Raw genomic sequence first — 15,859 nt, forward strand, 5'->3', positions numbered from 1 at the left:
GCCTTCATGGCGCAATGCGAACAAATCAGCACCTTGGTCGACCACTTCGGCCCGTCCGTCGACACCGTCGTCTGCCGTATGCGCGCCCTCGACGCGGCCCTGCCCGCCCAGGACGGGGTGGCGGTGTTCAACCGCGTCTACCTCACCGTCACGGAGGCGGTGGACCGGTGCGTCGACACCGGTGGGTTCGCGGACGCGCGGGCCGCGATCACGCTGGACGTGCGGTTCGCCGAGCGCTACCTGGCCGCCGTCGAGGCGACGGCCGGCGAGCGGCGACCGCCCGCGTGCTGGCGGCCGTTGTTCCAGTTCCGCCGCCACCCCGGCGTACGGCCGTTGCAGTTCGCCCTGGCGGGCATCAACGCGCACATCGGCCACGATCTCGCGCTCGCCGTCGTGGACACCTGCCGTACGCTCGACTGCGAACCCGCCGAGCTGGAGGACGAGTTCGACCGCGTGGGCGATCTCCTCGTCTCGCTGGAGGAGCGCATCCGCGAAGAGCTGATGCCGGGCCCCGACCTCCTCCAGATCGGTGACCCGCTGACGCATCTGCTGGGCGCGTGGAGTCTGGAGCGGGCCCGTGACGCCTCCTGGACGGCGGCCCGCGCACTGTGGGCGCTGCGCCGACTGCCCGACGTGGCCGAGGAGTTCACCGAGCGCCTGGACGCGGCGGTGGGTCTCGCGGGACGCATGCTGCTCACGCCACTGCCGGACTGATCCGGCCAGACCCCGGGCCGTTCCGCGCCGTGTCGGCCGCCGCCCCGCCGAACTCCTCGGTGAACGTTGTACGTTCGACAGGACCGCACCTCATGCAAAGGAGCACAGGGCATGGCGACACGGCTCGGACTCAGCCTTCCGCAGAACCGCCAGTACGACCTCGGCCGGGACGTGCCCGACGTGGCGCGCGCCGCCGAGGAGATGGGCTACGCGAGCCTGTGGGTGTACGAGCGGGCGCTGTTCCCCGAGCCCGCCACCCAGGGCCTGTACGGCATCGAGGGCCTGCCCTGGCCGGACGCCTACCGGGGTGTGGCCGATCCCCTGATCACGCTGACGCTGGCCGCCGCGGCCACCGGGCGGGCCCGGCTGGGCACCAGTGTGCTGGTGGCCCCGCTGCACGTGCCGTTCCAGCTCGCCAAGGCCCTCGCCTCGCTGGACGCGGCGAGCGGCGGCCGGGTGGTGGCCGGGTTCGGCACGGGCTGGTCCCTCGATGAGTACGCGGCGGCGTCGGTACGGCCGTTCGAGGAGCGCGGCCAGGTGCTGGACGAGCTGATCGAGGTGTGCCGCGCGGTGTGGGGCCCGGACCCGGTGTCGTACGAGGGCCGGCTGACGAAGATCGGCTCGGCCGTGGTCGGACCGAAGCCCGCCCGGCCGATCCCGATCCTGCTCGCCGCGAGCAGCCCGAAGGCGCAGCGCCGGCTGGTCGACCACGCCGACGGCTGGATGCCGGTGGGCATGGGCGCCGACGCGATCGCCGCGCAGTGGCGTCAGCTGCGGGACCTGGCGGCCGAGCGGGGCCGGACCGAACCGATCCAGACGGTCCTGCGGGTGAACCCGCAGTACACCGCCACGACGTACGACGGCCCCGACCGTCAGCCGTTCCAGGGCAGCGTCGACCAGATCGTCGAGGACCTGGTCGCGCACGCCGAGATCGGCCTGGAGGAGATCCTGCTCGACCTTCAGGGCACCGTGCGGGACGCCCAGGAGCTCAAGGACGTCGCCGCGCAGGTGTACGAGAAGGCGCGGGCGGCCGGGGTCTGACCCTGGCCGGTCGGGCCCCGGTCAGTCCTCCGGGAGCTCGACCGGCGCGATCTCGTCGTAGACGTCGCCCGGGCCCGGGTTCGCCGGGTCGGTCTGCCCGCCGAAGTGGTGCATGACGCCCCAGACCGCGTTCAGCGCGGTCTGGACGGCGCCCTCGGCCCAGCCGGCCGTCCAGGAGATGTCGTCGCCGGCGAGGAAGATGCCCCGCTTGTCCTCGGGCAGCCGGTCCTGCATGAAGTGCGTGAACAGGCGCCGCTGGTAGCGGTAGTGGCCGGGCAGGTTGGCCTTGAACGCGCCCATGAAGTAGGGCTCGTTCTCCCAGGAGACGGTCACCGGGCTGCCGATGATGTGCTTCCTGATGTCGACCTTCGGGTAGATCTCGCCGAGCGACTTCAGCATGACCTCCATCCGCTCGTTCGCGGACAGCGGCAGCCATTTCAGGCTGTCGTCGCACCAGGTGTAGGACAGGCAGATGACGGCGGGCCGGTCGGGGCCGTCGTCCAGCAGGTAGGTGCCGCGGGTCATGCGGTCGGTGAGCGTCATCGACATGACGTCCCGGCCGGTCTCCTCGTCCTTGTCGAGCCAGAAGGGGCGGTCGACCGGCACGAAGAGCTTGGAGCTCTCCATGTAGTGGGTCCGCTCGATGGCCGTCCAGTGGTCGATCGGGAAGAGCGAGTCGTCGCAGGCGATCTTGGAGAGCAGCATCCAGGACTGGGCGGTGAAGATCGCCGCCCGGTAGGTGCGGATGTCGCCGTTCGCGTCCGTCACCGTGATGTGGTTGCCCGCGGTGCGGTGCAGCCGGGTCACGGCCGGGCGGGGTTCGCCGTCCACGTGCAGGGACTTCAGGGAGGTCCCGTACGGCCAGTGGACGATCTTCTCCGGCTCGCGCTCCCACAGGCGCAGCGGCAGCTGCTGGGAGCCGCCGACGATGCCGCGGTGGTGGTCGTCGGCCTCGGTGTAGACGACCCGCAGGATCTCCAGGATGGAGTTCGGGAAGTCGGTGTCCCAGCCGCCGGTGCCGAAGCCGACCTGGCCGAAGATCTCGCGGTGCCGGAAGGACTTGAACGCCTCGGAGTCGCAGAGGAAGCCGTAGAAGGTCTGGTTGTCGAGCTTCTCGACGAGCTTCGCCCAGATCTCGCGGATGCGGGGCACGTCCCGTTCGCGCATGGCGCGGTTCATGTCGGAGAAGTCGGCGCCCTCTTCGAGGCACTTGTTCCAGGCGTTCGCCACGTCCCGGTAGACCTGCGGCAGGTCGTCGATCGTCTCGGCGTAGTGGGTCTCGCCCTTGAGGTCGACGACCGTCGAAGGCGTCGCCTCGGCCAGCGGGTTGGGGAACGGCCTGGTCTCCAGACCGACCAGGTCGATGTAGTGCTGGAGCGCCGTTGATGACGGCGGGAAGCGCATCGCGCCCATCTCGGCGGTCAGGGACGGGTCGCAGCCCTCGAAGCCGACGGTGCGCAGCCGGCCGCCGATCCGGTCGGCCTCGTACACGACGGGCTTGAGGCCCATCTTCATCAGTTCGTACGCGGCGACGATGCCGGACAGACCACCGCCGATGACGGCGACCTCGGTGCCGTGCTCGGTCGCGGGCACCTGCCCGAGACCCGCCGGGTGGGCGAGGAAGTCGTCGTACGCGTACGGGAAGTCCGGGCCGAACATGGTGATCGGCGGCTGCTGCTCGTCGGCATGCTCGACGGCGTTGGGCACCGTGGACGTCATGGGGTACGGACTCCTTGCGCGAAATGCTGAGGTGGAGGCGGGGAGATTCAGACGAGGGACCCGTACAGGCCGGGGCGCCGGTCCTTCAGGTAAGGGTTGGCCTCACGGGAGGCGGCGAGGAAGACGGGGTCGGCGTCGGCGAGGACCAGCTCCTCGGCGCGGCCGGCCCGGGTGCGGGCGACGCCGTCGGGCCCGGCGAGCGTGGACAGTCCGACGAACTCGAACTCGCCTTCGGGGCCGACCCGGTTGACGTACGCGACGTACATCTGGTTCTCGAAGGCCCGCACCGGCACGAGGGACTCGGCGACGAACTGGAACGGGTGCATCTGCGCGGTCGGGACCAGCAGCAGGTCGGTGCCGGCCAGGGCGTGGGCGCGGACGTTCTCCGGGAACTCGACGTCGTAGCAGATCATGAGACCGACGCGCAGGCCGTTCAGCTCGGCCTGGACGACCGGCTGCTCGCCCGGTGTGAAGTGGTCGCGCTCGAAGCAGCCGAAGAGGTGGGTCTTGCGGTAGTTCGCCAGGCGCGTGCCGTCGGCGGAGATCAGCTGGGCGGAGTTGTACACCGTCTCGCCGTCGCGTTCCGGGTAGCCGTAGGCGATCGCGACCCCGTACCGCGTGGCGGTCTCGGCGATCGCGTCGGCCGAGTCGCCGTCGGCGGGCTCGGCGAGCCGGGCGATGTCGTCGCCGATCGCGTAGCCGGTCAGGAACATCTCCGGCGCGACCAGCAGCCCGGCGCCCGCGGCGGCGGCACGGCCCGCGGCCTCGTCGAGGACCTTGAGGTTCTCGGCGATCGAGCCGGGTCGGCCGGAGCTCTGGAGCAGGGCGGTGCGCATGCGTGTTCCTTCACCGGTACGCGGGGGTTTCGGGGGCCAGATAGACGGTACGGTCGGCCGGCTCGGCCGGACAAGGAGGAGCCGTTGCGCGCCCGTGAGCGGATCATTGCGTCCGCCGGGGCCTCCACGGCGATTCGTTGCACGCCCCGGCCGTACCTCCGGCCCTCCCCCGGCCGCAGGCCGCGAGCGGTGTGCCTCGCCGCGCGGCGGAGGCGTGGTCCCGTCCCCGGAGCGATGTGTCGCGGGCGCGCCGGCGGGACAGTGGTGACCGTCCCGGTCACCTGTGCCACCTGCGGAAAGGACCGCCATCAACCGCCGTGCGAAGACCGTCGTGCTGGTGCCGCCCTGCTGCTGACCGCCGGCGTGACGGCCCCGGCCACCGCCTGCGACGAGCGGTCCCAGGAGGGTGGCACGGCCACTGCCGCGGACGAGCCGCTCCGCGAGGTCACGACCACCGCCCCGCACGAGCGACCCCACCGGGCCACAACCACCGCCCCGCACGAGCGACCCCGCAGGGGCACGGCCGCCCCCGACCGTCCCTGCGAGCCGCCGCGCTCACCGGCACCGCGAAGCTGTACCGCTCGGCCGGGGACGACATCGCCTTCTCCTTCGACGCGCACCTCGCGGCGAAGGACACCAAGGACCCGGTGAAGGCCACCGGCACCTTCGAGCGGAGCCACTACCTCGACGGGAGGGCGCCCGGGCCGAGGCCCGGGTCGACTGCCTGATCACCGGCGGCGAGGTGGCCGTCGTCTCCGGGGTCATCACCTCCTCCGACCTGCCGGGCGCGAAGGGCAGGCGGGTCGGGGTCACCGTGCACGACCTCGGTCACCGCGACCGGCTCGGCTACAGCGGGCCTCCACCGGCACGCCGGTCGTCACGAGGAACCTGCCGACGTGCGTGAGCTCGGCCCCGTTCGAGAAGGTCGAGCGCGGCACCGGCGACTTCACGGTCGTGCCCTGGCGGCCCGCGCTCCGGCCGCCAGCAGCAGCGCCGTCACCAAGTACGGCGCCGCGCACCAGGCGAACGCGGTGCCGTGCGTGGTGGTCGAGCCGACCGCCGCGTACGAGCCGTACACGACGAGCGTGGTCAGGCTGGTGCCCAGGCCCGCGATCGAGGTCACGGTCGCCCGGCCGGACTCGTCGACGCGGTGCTGGAGGCGGGCGTCGGCCAGCACGGTCGCCAGCTGGAAGCCGCCGAAGGCGAGCGCCACGAGCAGCAGGCCGGCCGGGGTGGCCGCCGCCGCGCCGGTGGCCAGGGCCAGCGCGGAGCCCGCGAGCAGACCGGCGAGTCCGGTCGTGCCGAGGCGTTCGCCGGCACCGGCGAGCAGCCCGCCGACCGTGGCGCCGGCCCAGATCAGCAGGAGCAGGTAGGGCACCTGCTCGTCGGATACGCCGGTCCCCTGCGCCAGGAGGGGCGTGTACTCGTCGAGTGCGCCCCATACGGCGCTCACGGCCGGGACGAGCAGCACCGCTGCGCGCACCGACCGGTCCGCGCGGACGCGGACGAGTCCCGCCCGCAAGGTCGCCGCCCAGCCCGCGCTCCCGGCCGTGGCACCGCGATGCTCGGGGAACCGGGTCGCCGTCGCGGCGGCCAGCAGGCAGGCCAGCACGCTCACCGCCCCCACGGCCGGGTAGCCGCCGAGGGCGAGCACCGGCCCCGCGAGTCCCATCGCGGCGAGCACGGCCAGCAGGCCCGCCGCCCGGGCCCGCCCCATGACGCGGGCGTACCGGTCGGCGGCGCCGAGCCGGTCGAGTTCGTCGTAGACCAGCGCCTCCAGCGCGCCGGAGCCGAGCGCCTCGCCGGCGCCCCACAGCACGAAGCCGAGGGCGAACGCCTCGTACGACGGGGCCAGCACCCACAGGGCGAACGCGGCGGCGGTGAGCAGCGGGCCGAGCCACAGCAGCAGCCGCCGGGAGACGGCGTCGGCCCAGGCTCCGGAGGGGACCTCCACCAGCAGACTGGTCAGTGACCACAGGGCGAAGAGGGAGGAGATCTGCCAGACCGACAGACCGGTGCCGGCGAACAGCAGCGCGTACACCGGGTAGAGCGGGATCAGATCGTGGAGGAACGCGTAGCCGTACAGCGTGGCCGCGAGCCGTCGGACGCCGACGGCCGGCACACGCGGGGGTGAGAGAGTCATGAGGCCTTCCCGCAGGGACGAATCGGACACCGGGGGTACGGCGTCCGAGGCGGCCCTCGCGAGGAGGCACGGCTGCGGGATCAATGTCGCCAGGTCATGGCATCGATGCTAGACCGGCCGGGGCGGGAGCGCCGGGAATTATGTGGGGGACCCCGACGAGAAGCGCCGCAGCAGCGGCGACAGGACGAGCACGGACTTGGTCCGCTCGACGAACGGCTCCCCGGCGATCCGCTCCAGGACCCGTTCGAAGTGCCGCATGTCGGAGGCGAAGACCTGGGCGACCGCGTCCGCGTCCCCGGTGACGGTGGACGCGGCCACGACCTCCTGGTAGCGCTCCAGTCCCCGCTGGATGGTCTCCGGCGAGGTGTTGCGGCGGCAGTAGATCTCGACGAACCCCTCGGTCTCCCAGCCGAGGGCCGCCGGGTCGACGCGGACGGTGAAGCCGGTGATGGCCCCGGTGGCCCGCAGCCGGTCCACGCGCCGCTTGACGGCGGGCGCGGACAGGCCGACGAGCTGCCCGATGTCCGCGTAGGAGCGGCGGGCGTCCTCGGCGAGGGCGTGCACGATGCGTTCGTCGAGATCGTTCAGCACAGTGGGTCGGTCACTTCTCGGATGGTGCGAGTCGGGAACGGCGATAGCCGTACACGAAGTAGAACACGAGACCGGCTGCCATCCAGAACCCGAAGACCACCCAGGTCACGGTGTCGAGGCTGAACATGTTGTACGCGCAGAACAGGAAGCCCAGGATCGGCAGCACCGGGCCGAACGGCACCTTGAACGTGCGCTCCAGCTCCGGCCGGCGGTAGCGCAGCACGATGACCGCGATGTTGACCAGGGCGAAGGCGAACAGGGTTCCGATGCTGGTGGCGTCGACGAGCTTGCCCAGCGGGATCAGCGCGGCGAGGACGCCGCAGAACAGGGAGACGATCACCGTGTTGAGGCGGGGGGCGCCGGTCTTCTCGTCGACCTTGCCGAGCGCCTTGGGCACCAGTCCGTCGCGGGACATCGCGAAGAGGATGCGGGTCTGGCCGTAGAGCACGGTGAGCACGACGCTCGCGATGGAGATGACCGCGCCGAGCGCGAGGAGCGTGCCCCAGAACGTCTGGCCGCTGACGTCGTTCATGATCGCGGCGAGGGAGGCGTCAGAGCCCTCGAACTTCGTCCAGTGCCAGGCGCCGACGGCGACACCCGCGACGAGCACGTACAGCGCGGTCACGATGATCAGCGACAGCATGATCGCCCGCGGCAGGTCCTTCTTCGGGTCCTTGGCCTCCTCACCCGCGGTGGAGGCGGCGTCGAAGCCGATGTACGAGAAGAACAGCGTGGCACCGGCGGCGCTGACCCCGGCCATGCCGAGCGGCATGAAGTTGGCGTAGTTGCCGGACTTGAAGCCCATGAAGCCGACCGCGCAGAACAGCACCAGCGCGGCGATCTTCACGGCGACCATGATCGTGTTGGCCCGGGCGGACTCCCGGACACCCCCGAGCAGGAACACCATCGCCAGCAGCACGACGATCAGGGCGGGGAGGTTGACGATGCCGCCCTCGCCGGGCGCCGAGGACAGCAGGGCCGGGATGGTGACGCCGATCGTGCCGTTCAGCAGCTCGTTGAGGTACTCGCCCCAGCCGACCGCGACGGCGGCCACCGACACGCCGTACTCCAGCACCAGGCACCAGCCGCACACCCAGGCGACCAGCTCGCCCATCGTTGCGTACGCATACGAGTAGGAGGAGCCGGCGACCGGGATGCTGCCCGCCAGCTCGGCGTACGACAGGGCCGAGAACAGGGCGGTGAGACCGGCGATCACGAAGGCCAGGGTGACCGCGGGGCCGGCCTCCGGCACGGCGTCGCCGAGCACCACGAAGATGCCGGTGCCGAGCGTGGCACCGATGCTGATCATGGTCAGCTGCCACAGTCCGAGAGAGCGCCGCAGGGACCCTCCCTCGCCCTGCCCGCCCTCCGCGACCAGGTGTTCCACGGGCTTGCGGCGCATCAGTCGCGCGCCGAGGCCGACGGCTGCCTGGCCTGTCTGAGTGCTTCTCTGCGGGGGTGCGCCTTGGTCGAGCACGCGCGGCTCCTTTGTCGCTGCCGGTCAGGGGCGGCGGGGGACCGGCGGCGACCCGGCGGAAGCCGGGACCCACCGAGCGGGGTCCCCGCCACGCCACGTACAGCGCAGCACCCTACGGGGCGGTGCTTCACGGACGTAATGCAGCAACCTTGCGCACTGGTGCAAGATCATTGCGTTCCCGGGTCCGGAACGTATGTTCGTTGCGCGAGGGCTTTCGACCGTTGCACAGGGCCCTGAGCAGCACCGTCAGCCTGTTCATGCCATACCCCGTTGTCATCGGGGCCGCGGAGCACCGCCGCGCGCATGCCGGGTACGCCGACGGCCCCCGGTCGTCGTCCACCGAGGGCCGTGGCGAGGCTGTGGGCGTCAGCTCCAGCTGGCGTGCAGCGGCTTGCCCTCCGCGTAGCCGGCGGCGCTCTGGATGCCGACGATGGCCTTCTCCGCGAACTCCTCCAGGGAGGCCGCACCGGCGTACGTGCAGGAAGAACGGACGCCCGCGATGATCGAGTCGATCAGGTCCTCGACGCCCGGGCGGGCCGGGTCGAGGAACATGCGGGAGGTCGAGATGCCCTCCTCGAACAGCGCCTTGCGGGCCCGGTCGTACGCCGACTCCTCGGAGGTGCGGTTGCGCACGGCACGCGCGGACGCCATGCCGAAGGACTCCTTGTAGGGTCGGCCCTGGGCGTCGTGGTGGAGGTCGCCCGGCGACTCGTACGTGCCCGCGAACCAGGAGCCGATCATCACGTTGGACGCACCGGCCGCGAGCGCCATCGCCACGTCACGCGGGTGGCGAACACCGCCGTCGGCCCAGACGTGCTTGCCGTACTTCTTCGCCTCGGCGGCGCACTCCAGGACCGCGGAGAACTGCGGCCGGCCGACGCCGGTCATCATGCGCGTGGTGCACATGGCGCCGGGTCCGACACCGACCTTGACGATGTCCGCGCCCGCCTCGATCAGATCCCGCACACCGGCCGCGGCGACGACGTTGCCCGCGACGATCGGCACGCGCGGGTCGAGGTCGCGCACCAGCTTCAGGGCGCTGACCATCGACTCCTGGTGGCCGTGCGCGGTGTCGATGACGAGCGTGTCGACGCCCGCGTCCAGCAGCTGCTGCGCCTTGCCGGCGACGTCGCCGTTGATGCCGACGGCGGCGGCGATGCGCAGCCGGCCCCGCGCGTCGGTGGCCGGCGTGTACAGCGTGGCGCGCAGGGCTCCCTTGCGGGTGAGGATGCCGGCGAGCCGGCCGTCCCCGGTCACGGCGGGGGCGTAGCGCCGGTTGGCGTGGTCGAGGGTGTGGAAGGCCTCCCGCGGGTCCATGTCCGCGTCGATCAGCAGCAGGTCCCGGGACATGACCTCGGCGAGCTGCGTGAAGCGGTCCACGCCGGACAGGTCCGAGTCGGTGACCACACCGACCGGCTTGTGGTCCTCGTCGACGACGACACCGGCGTTGTGCGCGCGCTTGGGCAGCAGGGCGAGCGCGTCGGCGACGGTCTGGTGGGGGGCCAGGATGATCGGGGTGTCGAGGACCAGGTGGCGGCTCTTGACCCAGGAGACGACGTCGGTGACGACGTCGATCGGGATGTCCTGCGGTATGACCACCAGGCCGCCGCGACGGGCCACGGTCTCGGCCATGCGCCGCCCGGCGATGGCGGTCATGTTCGCGACGACGAGCGGGATGGTGGTGCCCGTGCCGTCCGGGGAGCTGAGGTCCACGCCCTGACGCGAGCCGACCGCGGAGCGGCTCGGGACCATGAAGACGTCGTCGTACGTCAGGTCGTACGCGGGCTGGATGTCGTTGAGGAAACGCACGTGCTGCACATCCCAGTCGATCAGAGGTGGCCCCCGGACAGGTCAGCCAGGGGGAAAGAGCACGTACTTCATTCTCCCATGCCGGATGCGCGGACGACCCCCAGCAGATCATCCAGGCTGGTCAGGGGCCTGTTCGGAGGATCCTCCAGGGCCGAGGGTCACGAAGAGTCCCGGGCCGCGGTCCGTGGCCTCGGCGAACACCTCCTCCGCGACCTGCCACTCGTCGGGCCGCGTCTCGGCGTACGCCCGCCAGCCCCGGACGACGACCAGCAGCCCCCGCTCCAGAGCCCCCTCGGGCCAGAGGGAGGGGTCGGCCAGACAGTCGGCGAGGGCGTCCCAGTTGCGTCCGAACCACTCGGGCAGGTCGAGGTCACGGGCGCAGCGGTCCATCAGGCCCGCCCTGTCCGTGACCCCGCCGAGGTCCACGGTGACCACGATCCGGCCCGCCGGGTCGTCCGCCGCCGCGTGCGCCTGACTGACCACCCGTCAGACTCCGTCCGGGTCGGCGCGGTGCAGCGCCGGTTCCGGCGTCGGTCCGGCCGTCATCAGGTAGTCCGCCGCCGAGGTGTCCGTCACCAGGCTGGTGACGAGCCCGGACCGCAGCACCGCGTCGATCGCGGGACCCTTGCGCTGCCCGCCCGCGATGGCGACGACCTCCGGGATGCGGCGCAGCTGGTCGGCCTTGACGGTGATGCACCGCTCGCCCAGGTCCCGGCCGACCCGGCGGCCCTCGGCGTCGAAGAGGTGCGCGGACATCTCGGCGGCGACACCGAGGGAGGCGTAGTGGGCGCGCTCCTCGTCGGAGAGCATGTCGTGCACCGTGGAGATGCCCGGCTCCCAGGAGCCGATGGACACGCAGGCGACGGTGACCTTGTCGAAGTACTCGAAGGCCCGCGCGATGCCCGTCTGGTGGCGCAGCGCCGCCGCGGTGGCCGCGTCCGGCAGCAGCATCGGCGCGTAGATGGGGTGCGCGTCCCCGCCCGACACCTGCGCGGCGCGCCGGACGGCTTCCACCGAGCCGCGCTCGGCGGTCCCGGCGTCGTACACGCCCGTCAGCTGCACCACCGTGCACGGCGGCAGGCGGTCCAGTGCCGCCGCCATGTGGATGGTGGAACGGCCCCAGGCCAGTCCCAGCACATCGCCCTCGTTGACCAGTTCGCCGAGCAGGTCGGCGGCCACTTCTCCCAGGTTCTCGGGGTCGGGCGTCTCCTCGGCCTCGGCCGGGGACTCCACCACGACGGCGTGCCTGAGGCCGTAGCGGGCGCGGAGCGCGTCGGAGCGCTCGGCGTCCAGCTCGGCCGGGACGCGGATCTCGATGCGTACGAGGTCCCGTTCGAGGGCGGTCTCCAGGACCCGGGCCACCTTGAAGCGGCTGACGCCGAACTCCTCCGCGATCTGGATCTTGGACTTGCCCTCGAGGTAGAAGCGGCGGGCCATGGCCGCCGCCTGCACCAGCTCAGCGGGTCCCATCCGCATGGCTGACCGGCCCGCCGACATACCCGACACGGCGATCTCCTCACTGCTGTTCACGCTCTGGATTCGCCGTTCATCCTTGCAGATCTGCGGCGGTTGATCAGCCCTGATGGGAGCCCGTTCACGTTCCTGACGCTCAGTGGTCGCACGCCCACGATGCCTTGGCGGTCGCCGCCTCGGCCTGGGTGCGTAGTGCACGTACCGCCTCGGCCGGGTCGGATGCCCCGTAGACCGCCGATCCGGCCACGAAGACATCGGCTCCGGCGTCGGCGCACCGCTCGATGGTGGAGGCCGAGACTCCGCCGTCGACCTGGAGCCAGAGCTCCAGACCGTGCTTGCTGATCAACTCACGGGTGCGACGGATCTTCGGGAGCATGATGTCGAGGAAGGCCTGTCCCCCGAAGCCCGGCTCGACCGTCATGATCAACAGCATGTCGAGCTCGGGGAGCAGGTCCTCGTACGGCTCGACGGGCGTCGCGGGCTTGAGCGCCATGGAGGCGCGGGCGCCCTTGGCCCGGATCTCCCGGGCGAGCCGGACCGGAGCGGCGGCCGCCTCGACATGGAAGGTGACGGAGCCGGCCCCCGCTTCCACGTACTGCGGAGCCCACCGATCGGGGGCCTCGATCATCAGATGGCAGTCCAGCGGAGTGTCCGTCGCACGGGCGAGCGACTCCACGACCGGCACGCCGAGCGTGAGGTTGGGGACGAAATGGTTGTCCATGACGTCGACGTGGAGCCAGTCGGCTCCCTCGACCGCCTTCGCCTCGTCCGCGAGGCGGGCGAAGTCGGCGGACAGGATGCTGGGGTTGATCTGCGCGGCCATGCCCTAAGCGTGCCATGCCCTCCGGGGGTTGTGGGCATCGGTCCCGGGAGGCCGGGTTGTCCGGTGGCCGCGGCCCGTCCGTGACTGGTCGCGCGGTTTCCCGCGCCCCTGGTGGGGAGCGCCACCCTGCGGCGGGGCGACTCCGTGGCCGTGGCCGCGGGCCGCCAGGCGGGTCTCCGTCCGGCAGGCGGTCGGCCTCCGCGGCGGCAGGCCACTCGGCGAGCCGTGCGGCCGTCGGCTGCAGGAAGACGATGACGAACCGGCATCGACTACACCATCTTCCTGACCGCCCGCGTCCCCGAGGAGGCCCGCGCGTCGGGGCACCGCCCGCGAGTGCTCACGGGCCTGGTCGCGACCGGCGCGGTCATCACCTCGGCCGGCCTGGTCCTGGCCGGCACCTTCGCCGCCCTCGGCACCCCGCCCGGCCCGAACGTGTGGTGGCCGCACCGGCTGGCGCGGGAGGACGGTGGGACGACGGCCCCGAGCCGGCCGGGCGCCGGTGTCAGCCGGTCCGGCGGATGAGCGCGAGGTACATGGCGTCCGTGCCGTGCAGATGCGGCCACAGCTGGACGTCGGGCCCCTCGCCCAGGTCCGGTACGCCGGGCAGCAGCGGCCGGGCGTCGAGGAGGTCGGCGTCCGGGTGCTGCTTGAGCACGTCGGCGACCACGGCCCGGGTCTCGGCCAGGTGCGGCGAGCAGGTCGCGTAGCCGACGACCCCGCCGACCCGCACCGACTCCAGGGCGGTGCGCAGCAGCCCGCGCTGCAGCGGGGCGAAGGAGTCGAGGTCCTCGGGGCGGCGCCGCCACCGCGCCTCGGGCCGCCGGCGCAGGGCCCCGAGCCCGGTGCACGGCACGTCGACCAGCACCCGGTCGAAACTGCCGGGCCGCCAGGCCGGGCGCGTCCCGTCGGCGGCGATGACCTGGTACGGCCCGGGGTTCCCCTCCAGCGCCCTGGCCACGAGCCCGGCGCGGTGGGGCTGCTTCTCGGAGGCGACGAGCACGGCGCCCCGCTGGGCCGCGAGGGCGCCGAGCAGCGCGGCCTTGCCCCCGGGACCGGCACACCCGTCCAGCCAGCGCCGGTCGGAGCCCTCCACGGGGGCGTTGGCGAGGGCGAGCGCGACGAGCTGGCTGCCCTCGTCCTGCACACCCGCGCGCCCGTCCCGTACGGCAGCGACGGCCCCCGGCTCGCCGCCCTCGGTCAGCCGCACCGCGTACGGCGACCAGCGCCCCGGCACCGCGGCGTCCTCACGGAGCAGTTCGTCGGTCGTGGCCCGCCCAGGCCGGGCGATCAGGGTCACCTCGGGCCGCTCGTTGTCGGCGCGCAGCAGGTCCTCGATCCCGGCGCGACCGCCGCCGAGGGAGTCCCACAGCGCGGAGACGACCCAGCGGGGGTGCGAGTGCACGACGGAGAGGTGGTCCTCGGGATCCTCGTCGTAGGGCGGCGCGACTCTGGCGATCCAGCCGTCGAGGTCGTCCTGGGCGACCTTCCGCAGGACGGCGTTGACGAACTTCGCCCGCCCGTCGCCGAGCACCACGCGCGCGAGCTCGACGGTGGCGGAGACGGCGGCGTGGCTCGGGATCCGGGTGCCGAGCAGTTGGTGCGCCCCGAGGCCGAGCACGTCCAGCACCGGCGGGTCGACCTCGCGCAGCGGCCGGTCGACACAGGCGGCGATGATCGCGTCGTACGTCCCCTGCCGCCGCAGCGTTCCGTACACCAGCTCGGTCGCGAGCGCCGCGTCCCGGGCGTCGAAGTCGCCCTTGTCCCGGGCCTTGCGCAGCAGCGGCGGCAGGACGAGGTTGGCGTACGCGTCCCGCTCGTCCACGGCCCGCAGCGCCTCGAAGGCGAGGATGCGGACGGGGTCCTTCTGGGGCCGGCGGTAGGGCTTGCGGGGCCGACGGGGCTGGTCACTCACGAAAAAGGTGCTCCGGGTCAGAGATGAAGTGCGCAGTCCAGCCTACGTCGTGGGGGGCGGGCGCGAGGGCGCGGCGTCAGGCACCCAGCCGCTCGCCCTCGCCGATCCGCACCCCGCGCGCCCAGTCCGCCGCCTTCATCGGCTTCTTGCCCTGCGCCTGCACCCACACCAGCTCGATCGCGTACGAGCCGGTGCCGACGTACACGTTGTTCTTGCCGGCGGCCAGCTGTCCGGGGGCGAGATCGGTCCGGTCGGGCACGGGCCTGACCTGAACGAGCTTCAGCCGCTCGCCCCGGAAGGTGGTCCAGGCGCCGGGCGCCGGGGTGCAGCCCCGCACCACCCGGTCGACGCGCAGCGCGGGCGCGCGCCAGTCCAGATGGGCGTCCTCGACGGTGACCTTCGGGGCGAGAGTGACGCCCTCGGCCGGCTGTGGTACGGCCTTCAGGGTGCCCTCCTCGATCCCGTCCATGGTCGCGGCGAGCAGCCCGGCGCCCGCGAACGCGAGCCGGGTCAGCAGGTCGCCGCTGGTGTCGGTGGGCCGGATCTCCTCGGTCACGGTCCCGTACACGGGCCCGGAGTCGAGCCCTTCCTCGATGAGGAACGTCGAAGCACCCGTGATCTCGTCCCCCGCCATGATGGCGTGCTGCACGGGCGCGGCCCCGCGCCAGGCGGGCAGCAGCGAGAAGTGCAGATTGACCCAGCCGTGGGCGGGGATGTCGAGGGCGACGCGAGGCAGCAGGGCGCCGTAGGCGACGACGGGGCAGCAGTCCGGGGCGATCTCCTTGAGGCGCTCCAGGAACTCGGGGTCGCGCGGCTTGACCGGCTTCAGCACCTCGATCCCGGCCTCCTCGGCCCGCTCGGCCACCGGAGACGCGACCAGCCTGCGCCCCCGCCCGGCTGGCGCGTCGGGCCGCGTGACGACGGCGGCCACCTCGTGCCGCCCGGAGGCGAGAAGAGCGTCCAGTGCGGGAACGGCGACCTCGGGTGTACCGGCGAAGACCAGCTTCATGGGGTGGTTCGGGCCTCTCGGGCGGGGGTGGACTGCGGGCAACGCACAAGTCTATGGGCGACCGCGGCGGGAGGGCCGCCAACGGCGGGCACCACCCACAGGAGACCTCAGCCTCTCGGCCGCACTGGAGTCCTCGACCTCCAGGCCGCACGAGAGTCCTCAGCCTCTCGCCTGCGCGAGGACCTCAAGCTCTCGGCCCCGCGGAAGTCCTTAGCTCTCAGCCCCGCGGAAGTCCTCAGCCTCTCGCCTGCATGAGAGACCTCAGCCTCTCTGGCCCCGCGGAAGTCCTCAAGCTCTCGGCCGACTGCTGCG

General features: G+C 72.4%; 13 protein-coding genes and 2 pseudogenes. 4 read left to right on the top strand and 11 right to left on the bottom strand.

Annotation, left to right across the window (positions count from 1 at the left end; translation table 11 throughout):
* Window positions 1-6: 6 nt before the first annotated feature.
* Together ACFPZJ_RS27505 and ACFPZJ_RS27510 are read left to right on the top strand one after the other, a co-directional pair.
* Window positions 7-714 carry a DUF5995 family protein gene (locus ACFPZJ_RS27505; RefSeq protein ID WP_381026868.1) on the top strand — a complete coding sequence of 236 codons (708 nt, stop codon included), beginning with the start codon at window positions 7-9 and terminating at the stop codon, window positions 712-714.
* A gap of 111 nt (window positions 715-825) precedes the next feature.
* Complete coding sequence (locus ACFPZJ_RS27510) at window positions 826-1,755, top strand: LLM class F420-dependent oxidoreductase (RefSeq protein WP_381026871.1); 930 nt, start codon at window positions 826-828, stop codon at window positions 1,753-1,755.
* A 21-nt stretch (window positions 1,756-1,776) separates the two neighbouring features.
* Here the strand turns inward: ACFPZJ_RS27510 and ACFPZJ_RS27515 are convergent, their stop codons facing one another.
* A complete protein-coding gene (locus tag ACFPZJ_RS27515; protein ID WP_381026874.1) occupies window positions 1,777-3,474 on the bottom strand; it encodes a flavin monoamine oxidase family protein in 1,698 nt (565 codons plus the stop codon).
* 47 nt (window positions 3,475-3,521) lie between these two features.
* Window positions 3,522-4,310, bottom strand: coding sequence for a carbon-nitrogen hydrolase family protein (locus ACFPZJ_RS27520; RefSeq protein WP_381026876.1), 789 nt, complete (start codon window positions 4,308-4,310; stop codon window positions 3,522-3,524).
* A 545-nt stretch (window positions 4,311-4,855) separates the two neighbouring features.
* On the opposite strand from ACFPZJ_RS27520, the pseudogene ACFPZJ_RS27525 reads away from it, so the two are divergent.
* Window positions 4,856-5,285: pseudogene (locus tag ACFPZJ_RS27525) on the top strand (Repetin); the annotation flags it as partial.
* On the opposite strand, the gene ACFPZJ_RS27530 reads toward ACFPZJ_RS27525, so the two are convergent.
* From ACFPZJ_RS27530 to rpe, 7 genes are all read right to left on the bottom strand, one after another.
* Window positions 5,257-6,453, bottom strand: coding sequence for an MFS transporter (locus ACFPZJ_RS27530; RefSeq protein WP_381026879.1), 1,197 nt, complete (start codon window positions 6,451-6,453; stop codon window positions 5,257-5,259). The pseudogene ACFPZJ_RS27525 and the gene ACFPZJ_RS27530 sit on opposite strands and share 29 nt — an antisense overlap.
* Before the next feature lie 138 nt (window positions 6,454-6,591).
* Window positions 6,592-7,044: an Lrp/AsnC family transcriptional regulator gene (locus ACFPZJ_RS27535; protein ID WP_093551890.1), complete on the bottom strand. Its 453-nt coding sequence runs from the start codon at window positions 7,042-7,044 to the stop codon at window positions 6,592-6,594.
* A 10-nt stretch (window positions 7,045-7,054) separates the two neighbouring features.
* Window positions 7,055-8,521, bottom strand: coding sequence for an amino acid permease (locus tag ACFPZJ_RS27540; RefSeq protein ID WP_381026882.1), 1,467 nt, complete (start codon window positions 8,519-8,521; stop codon window positions 7,055-7,057).
* Window positions 8,522-8,887: 366 nt separating this feature from the next.
* A complete protein-coding gene (locus tag ACFPZJ_RS27545) occupies window positions 8,888-10,330 on the bottom strand; it encodes a GuaB1 family IMP dehydrogenase-related protein (RefSeq protein ID WP_381027671.1) in 1,443 nt (480 codons plus the stop codon).
* Window positions 10,331-10,438: 108 nt separating this feature from the next.
* The gene (locus ACFPZJ_RS27550; RefSeq protein WP_381026885.1) at window positions 10,439-10,813 is read right to left on the bottom strand and encodes a barstar family protein; all 375 of its coding nucleotides are present in this window, start codon (window positions 10,811-10,813) and stop codon (window positions 10,439-10,441) included.
* Window positions 10,814-10,816: 3 nt separating this feature from the next.
* Window positions 10,817-11,860: a sugar-binding transcriptional regulator gene (locus ACFPZJ_RS27555; protein WP_381026888.1), complete on the bottom strand. Its 1,044-nt coding sequence runs from the start codon at window positions 11,858-11,860 to the stop codon at window positions 10,817-10,819.
* A gap of 79 nt (window positions 11,861-11,939) precedes the next feature.
* On the bottom strand, window positions 11,940-12,626 hold the full coding sequence (gene rpe / locus ACFPZJ_RS27560; protein ID WP_381026891.1) for a ribulose-phosphate 3-epimerase: 687 nt from the start codon (window positions 12,624-12,626) through the stop codon (window positions 11,940-11,942).
* Between the two features lie 261 nt (window positions 12,627-12,887).
* Between rpe and ACFPZJ_RS27565 the strand changes: the two are divergent.
* Window positions 12,888-13,148 (top strand): annotated as a pseudogene (locus ACFPZJ_RS27565) (MMPL family transporter); the annotation flags it as partial.
* Here the strand turns inward: ACFPZJ_RS27565 and ACFPZJ_RS27570 are convergent.
* Together ACFPZJ_RS27570 and fmt are read right to left on the bottom strand one after the other, a co-directional pair.
* Window positions 13,129-14,538, bottom strand: coding sequence for an RsmB/NOP family class I SAM-dependent RNA methyltransferase (locus ACFPZJ_RS27570; RefSeq protein WP_381026894.1), 1,410 nt, complete (start codon window positions 14,536-14,538; stop codon window positions 13,129-13,131). The pseudogene ACFPZJ_RS27565 and the gene ACFPZJ_RS27570 overlap by 20 nt on opposite strands.
* Window positions 14,539-14,614: 76 nt before the next feature.
* Entirely contained in the window at window positions 14,615-15,547 is a 933-nt protein-coding gene (fmt, locus tag ACFPZJ_RS27575; protein WP_381027673.1) for a methionyl-tRNA formyltransferase, read from the bottom strand.
* Between the last annotated feature and the right edge of the window lie 312 nt (window positions 15,548-15,859).

Source organism: Streptomyces bullii (genome assembly GCF_042657145.1).
In the GTDB taxonomy this organism is placed as follows: domain Bacteria; phylum Actinomycetota; class Actinomycetes; order Streptomycetales; family Streptomycetaceae; genus Streptomyces; species Streptomyces bullii.

Bases quoted from the DNA above. Each gene is read 5' to 3' on its own strand.
- ACFPZJ_RS27505 (WP_381026868.1), top strand. From the start codon at position 7: ATGGCGCAATGCGAACAAATCAGCACCTTGGTCGACCACTTCGGCCCG.
- ACFPZJ_RS27510 (WP_381026871.1), top strand. From the start codon at position 826: ATGGCGACACGGCTCGGACTCAGCCTTCCGCAGAACCGCCAGTACGAC.
- ACFPZJ_RS27515 (WP_381026874.1), bottom strand. From the start codon at position 3,474: ATGACGTCCACGGTGCCCAACGCCGTCGAGCATGCCGACGAGCAGCAG.
- ACFPZJ_RS27520 (WP_381026876.1), bottom strand. From the start codon at position 4,310: ATGCGCACCGCCCTGCTCCAGAGCTCCGGCCGACCCGGCTCGATCGCC.
- ACFPZJ_RS27530 (WP_381026879.1), bottom strand. From the start codon at position 6,453: ATGACTCTCTCACCCCCGCGTGTGCCGGCCGTCGGCGTCCGACGGCTC.
- rpe (WP_381026891.1), bottom strand. From the start codon at position 12,626: ATGGCCGCGCAGATCAACCCCAGCATCCTGTCCGCCGACTTCGCCCGC.
- fmt (WP_381027673.1), bottom strand. From the start codon at position 15,547: ATGAAGCTGGTCTTCGCCGGTACACCCGAGGTCGCCGTTCCCGCACTG.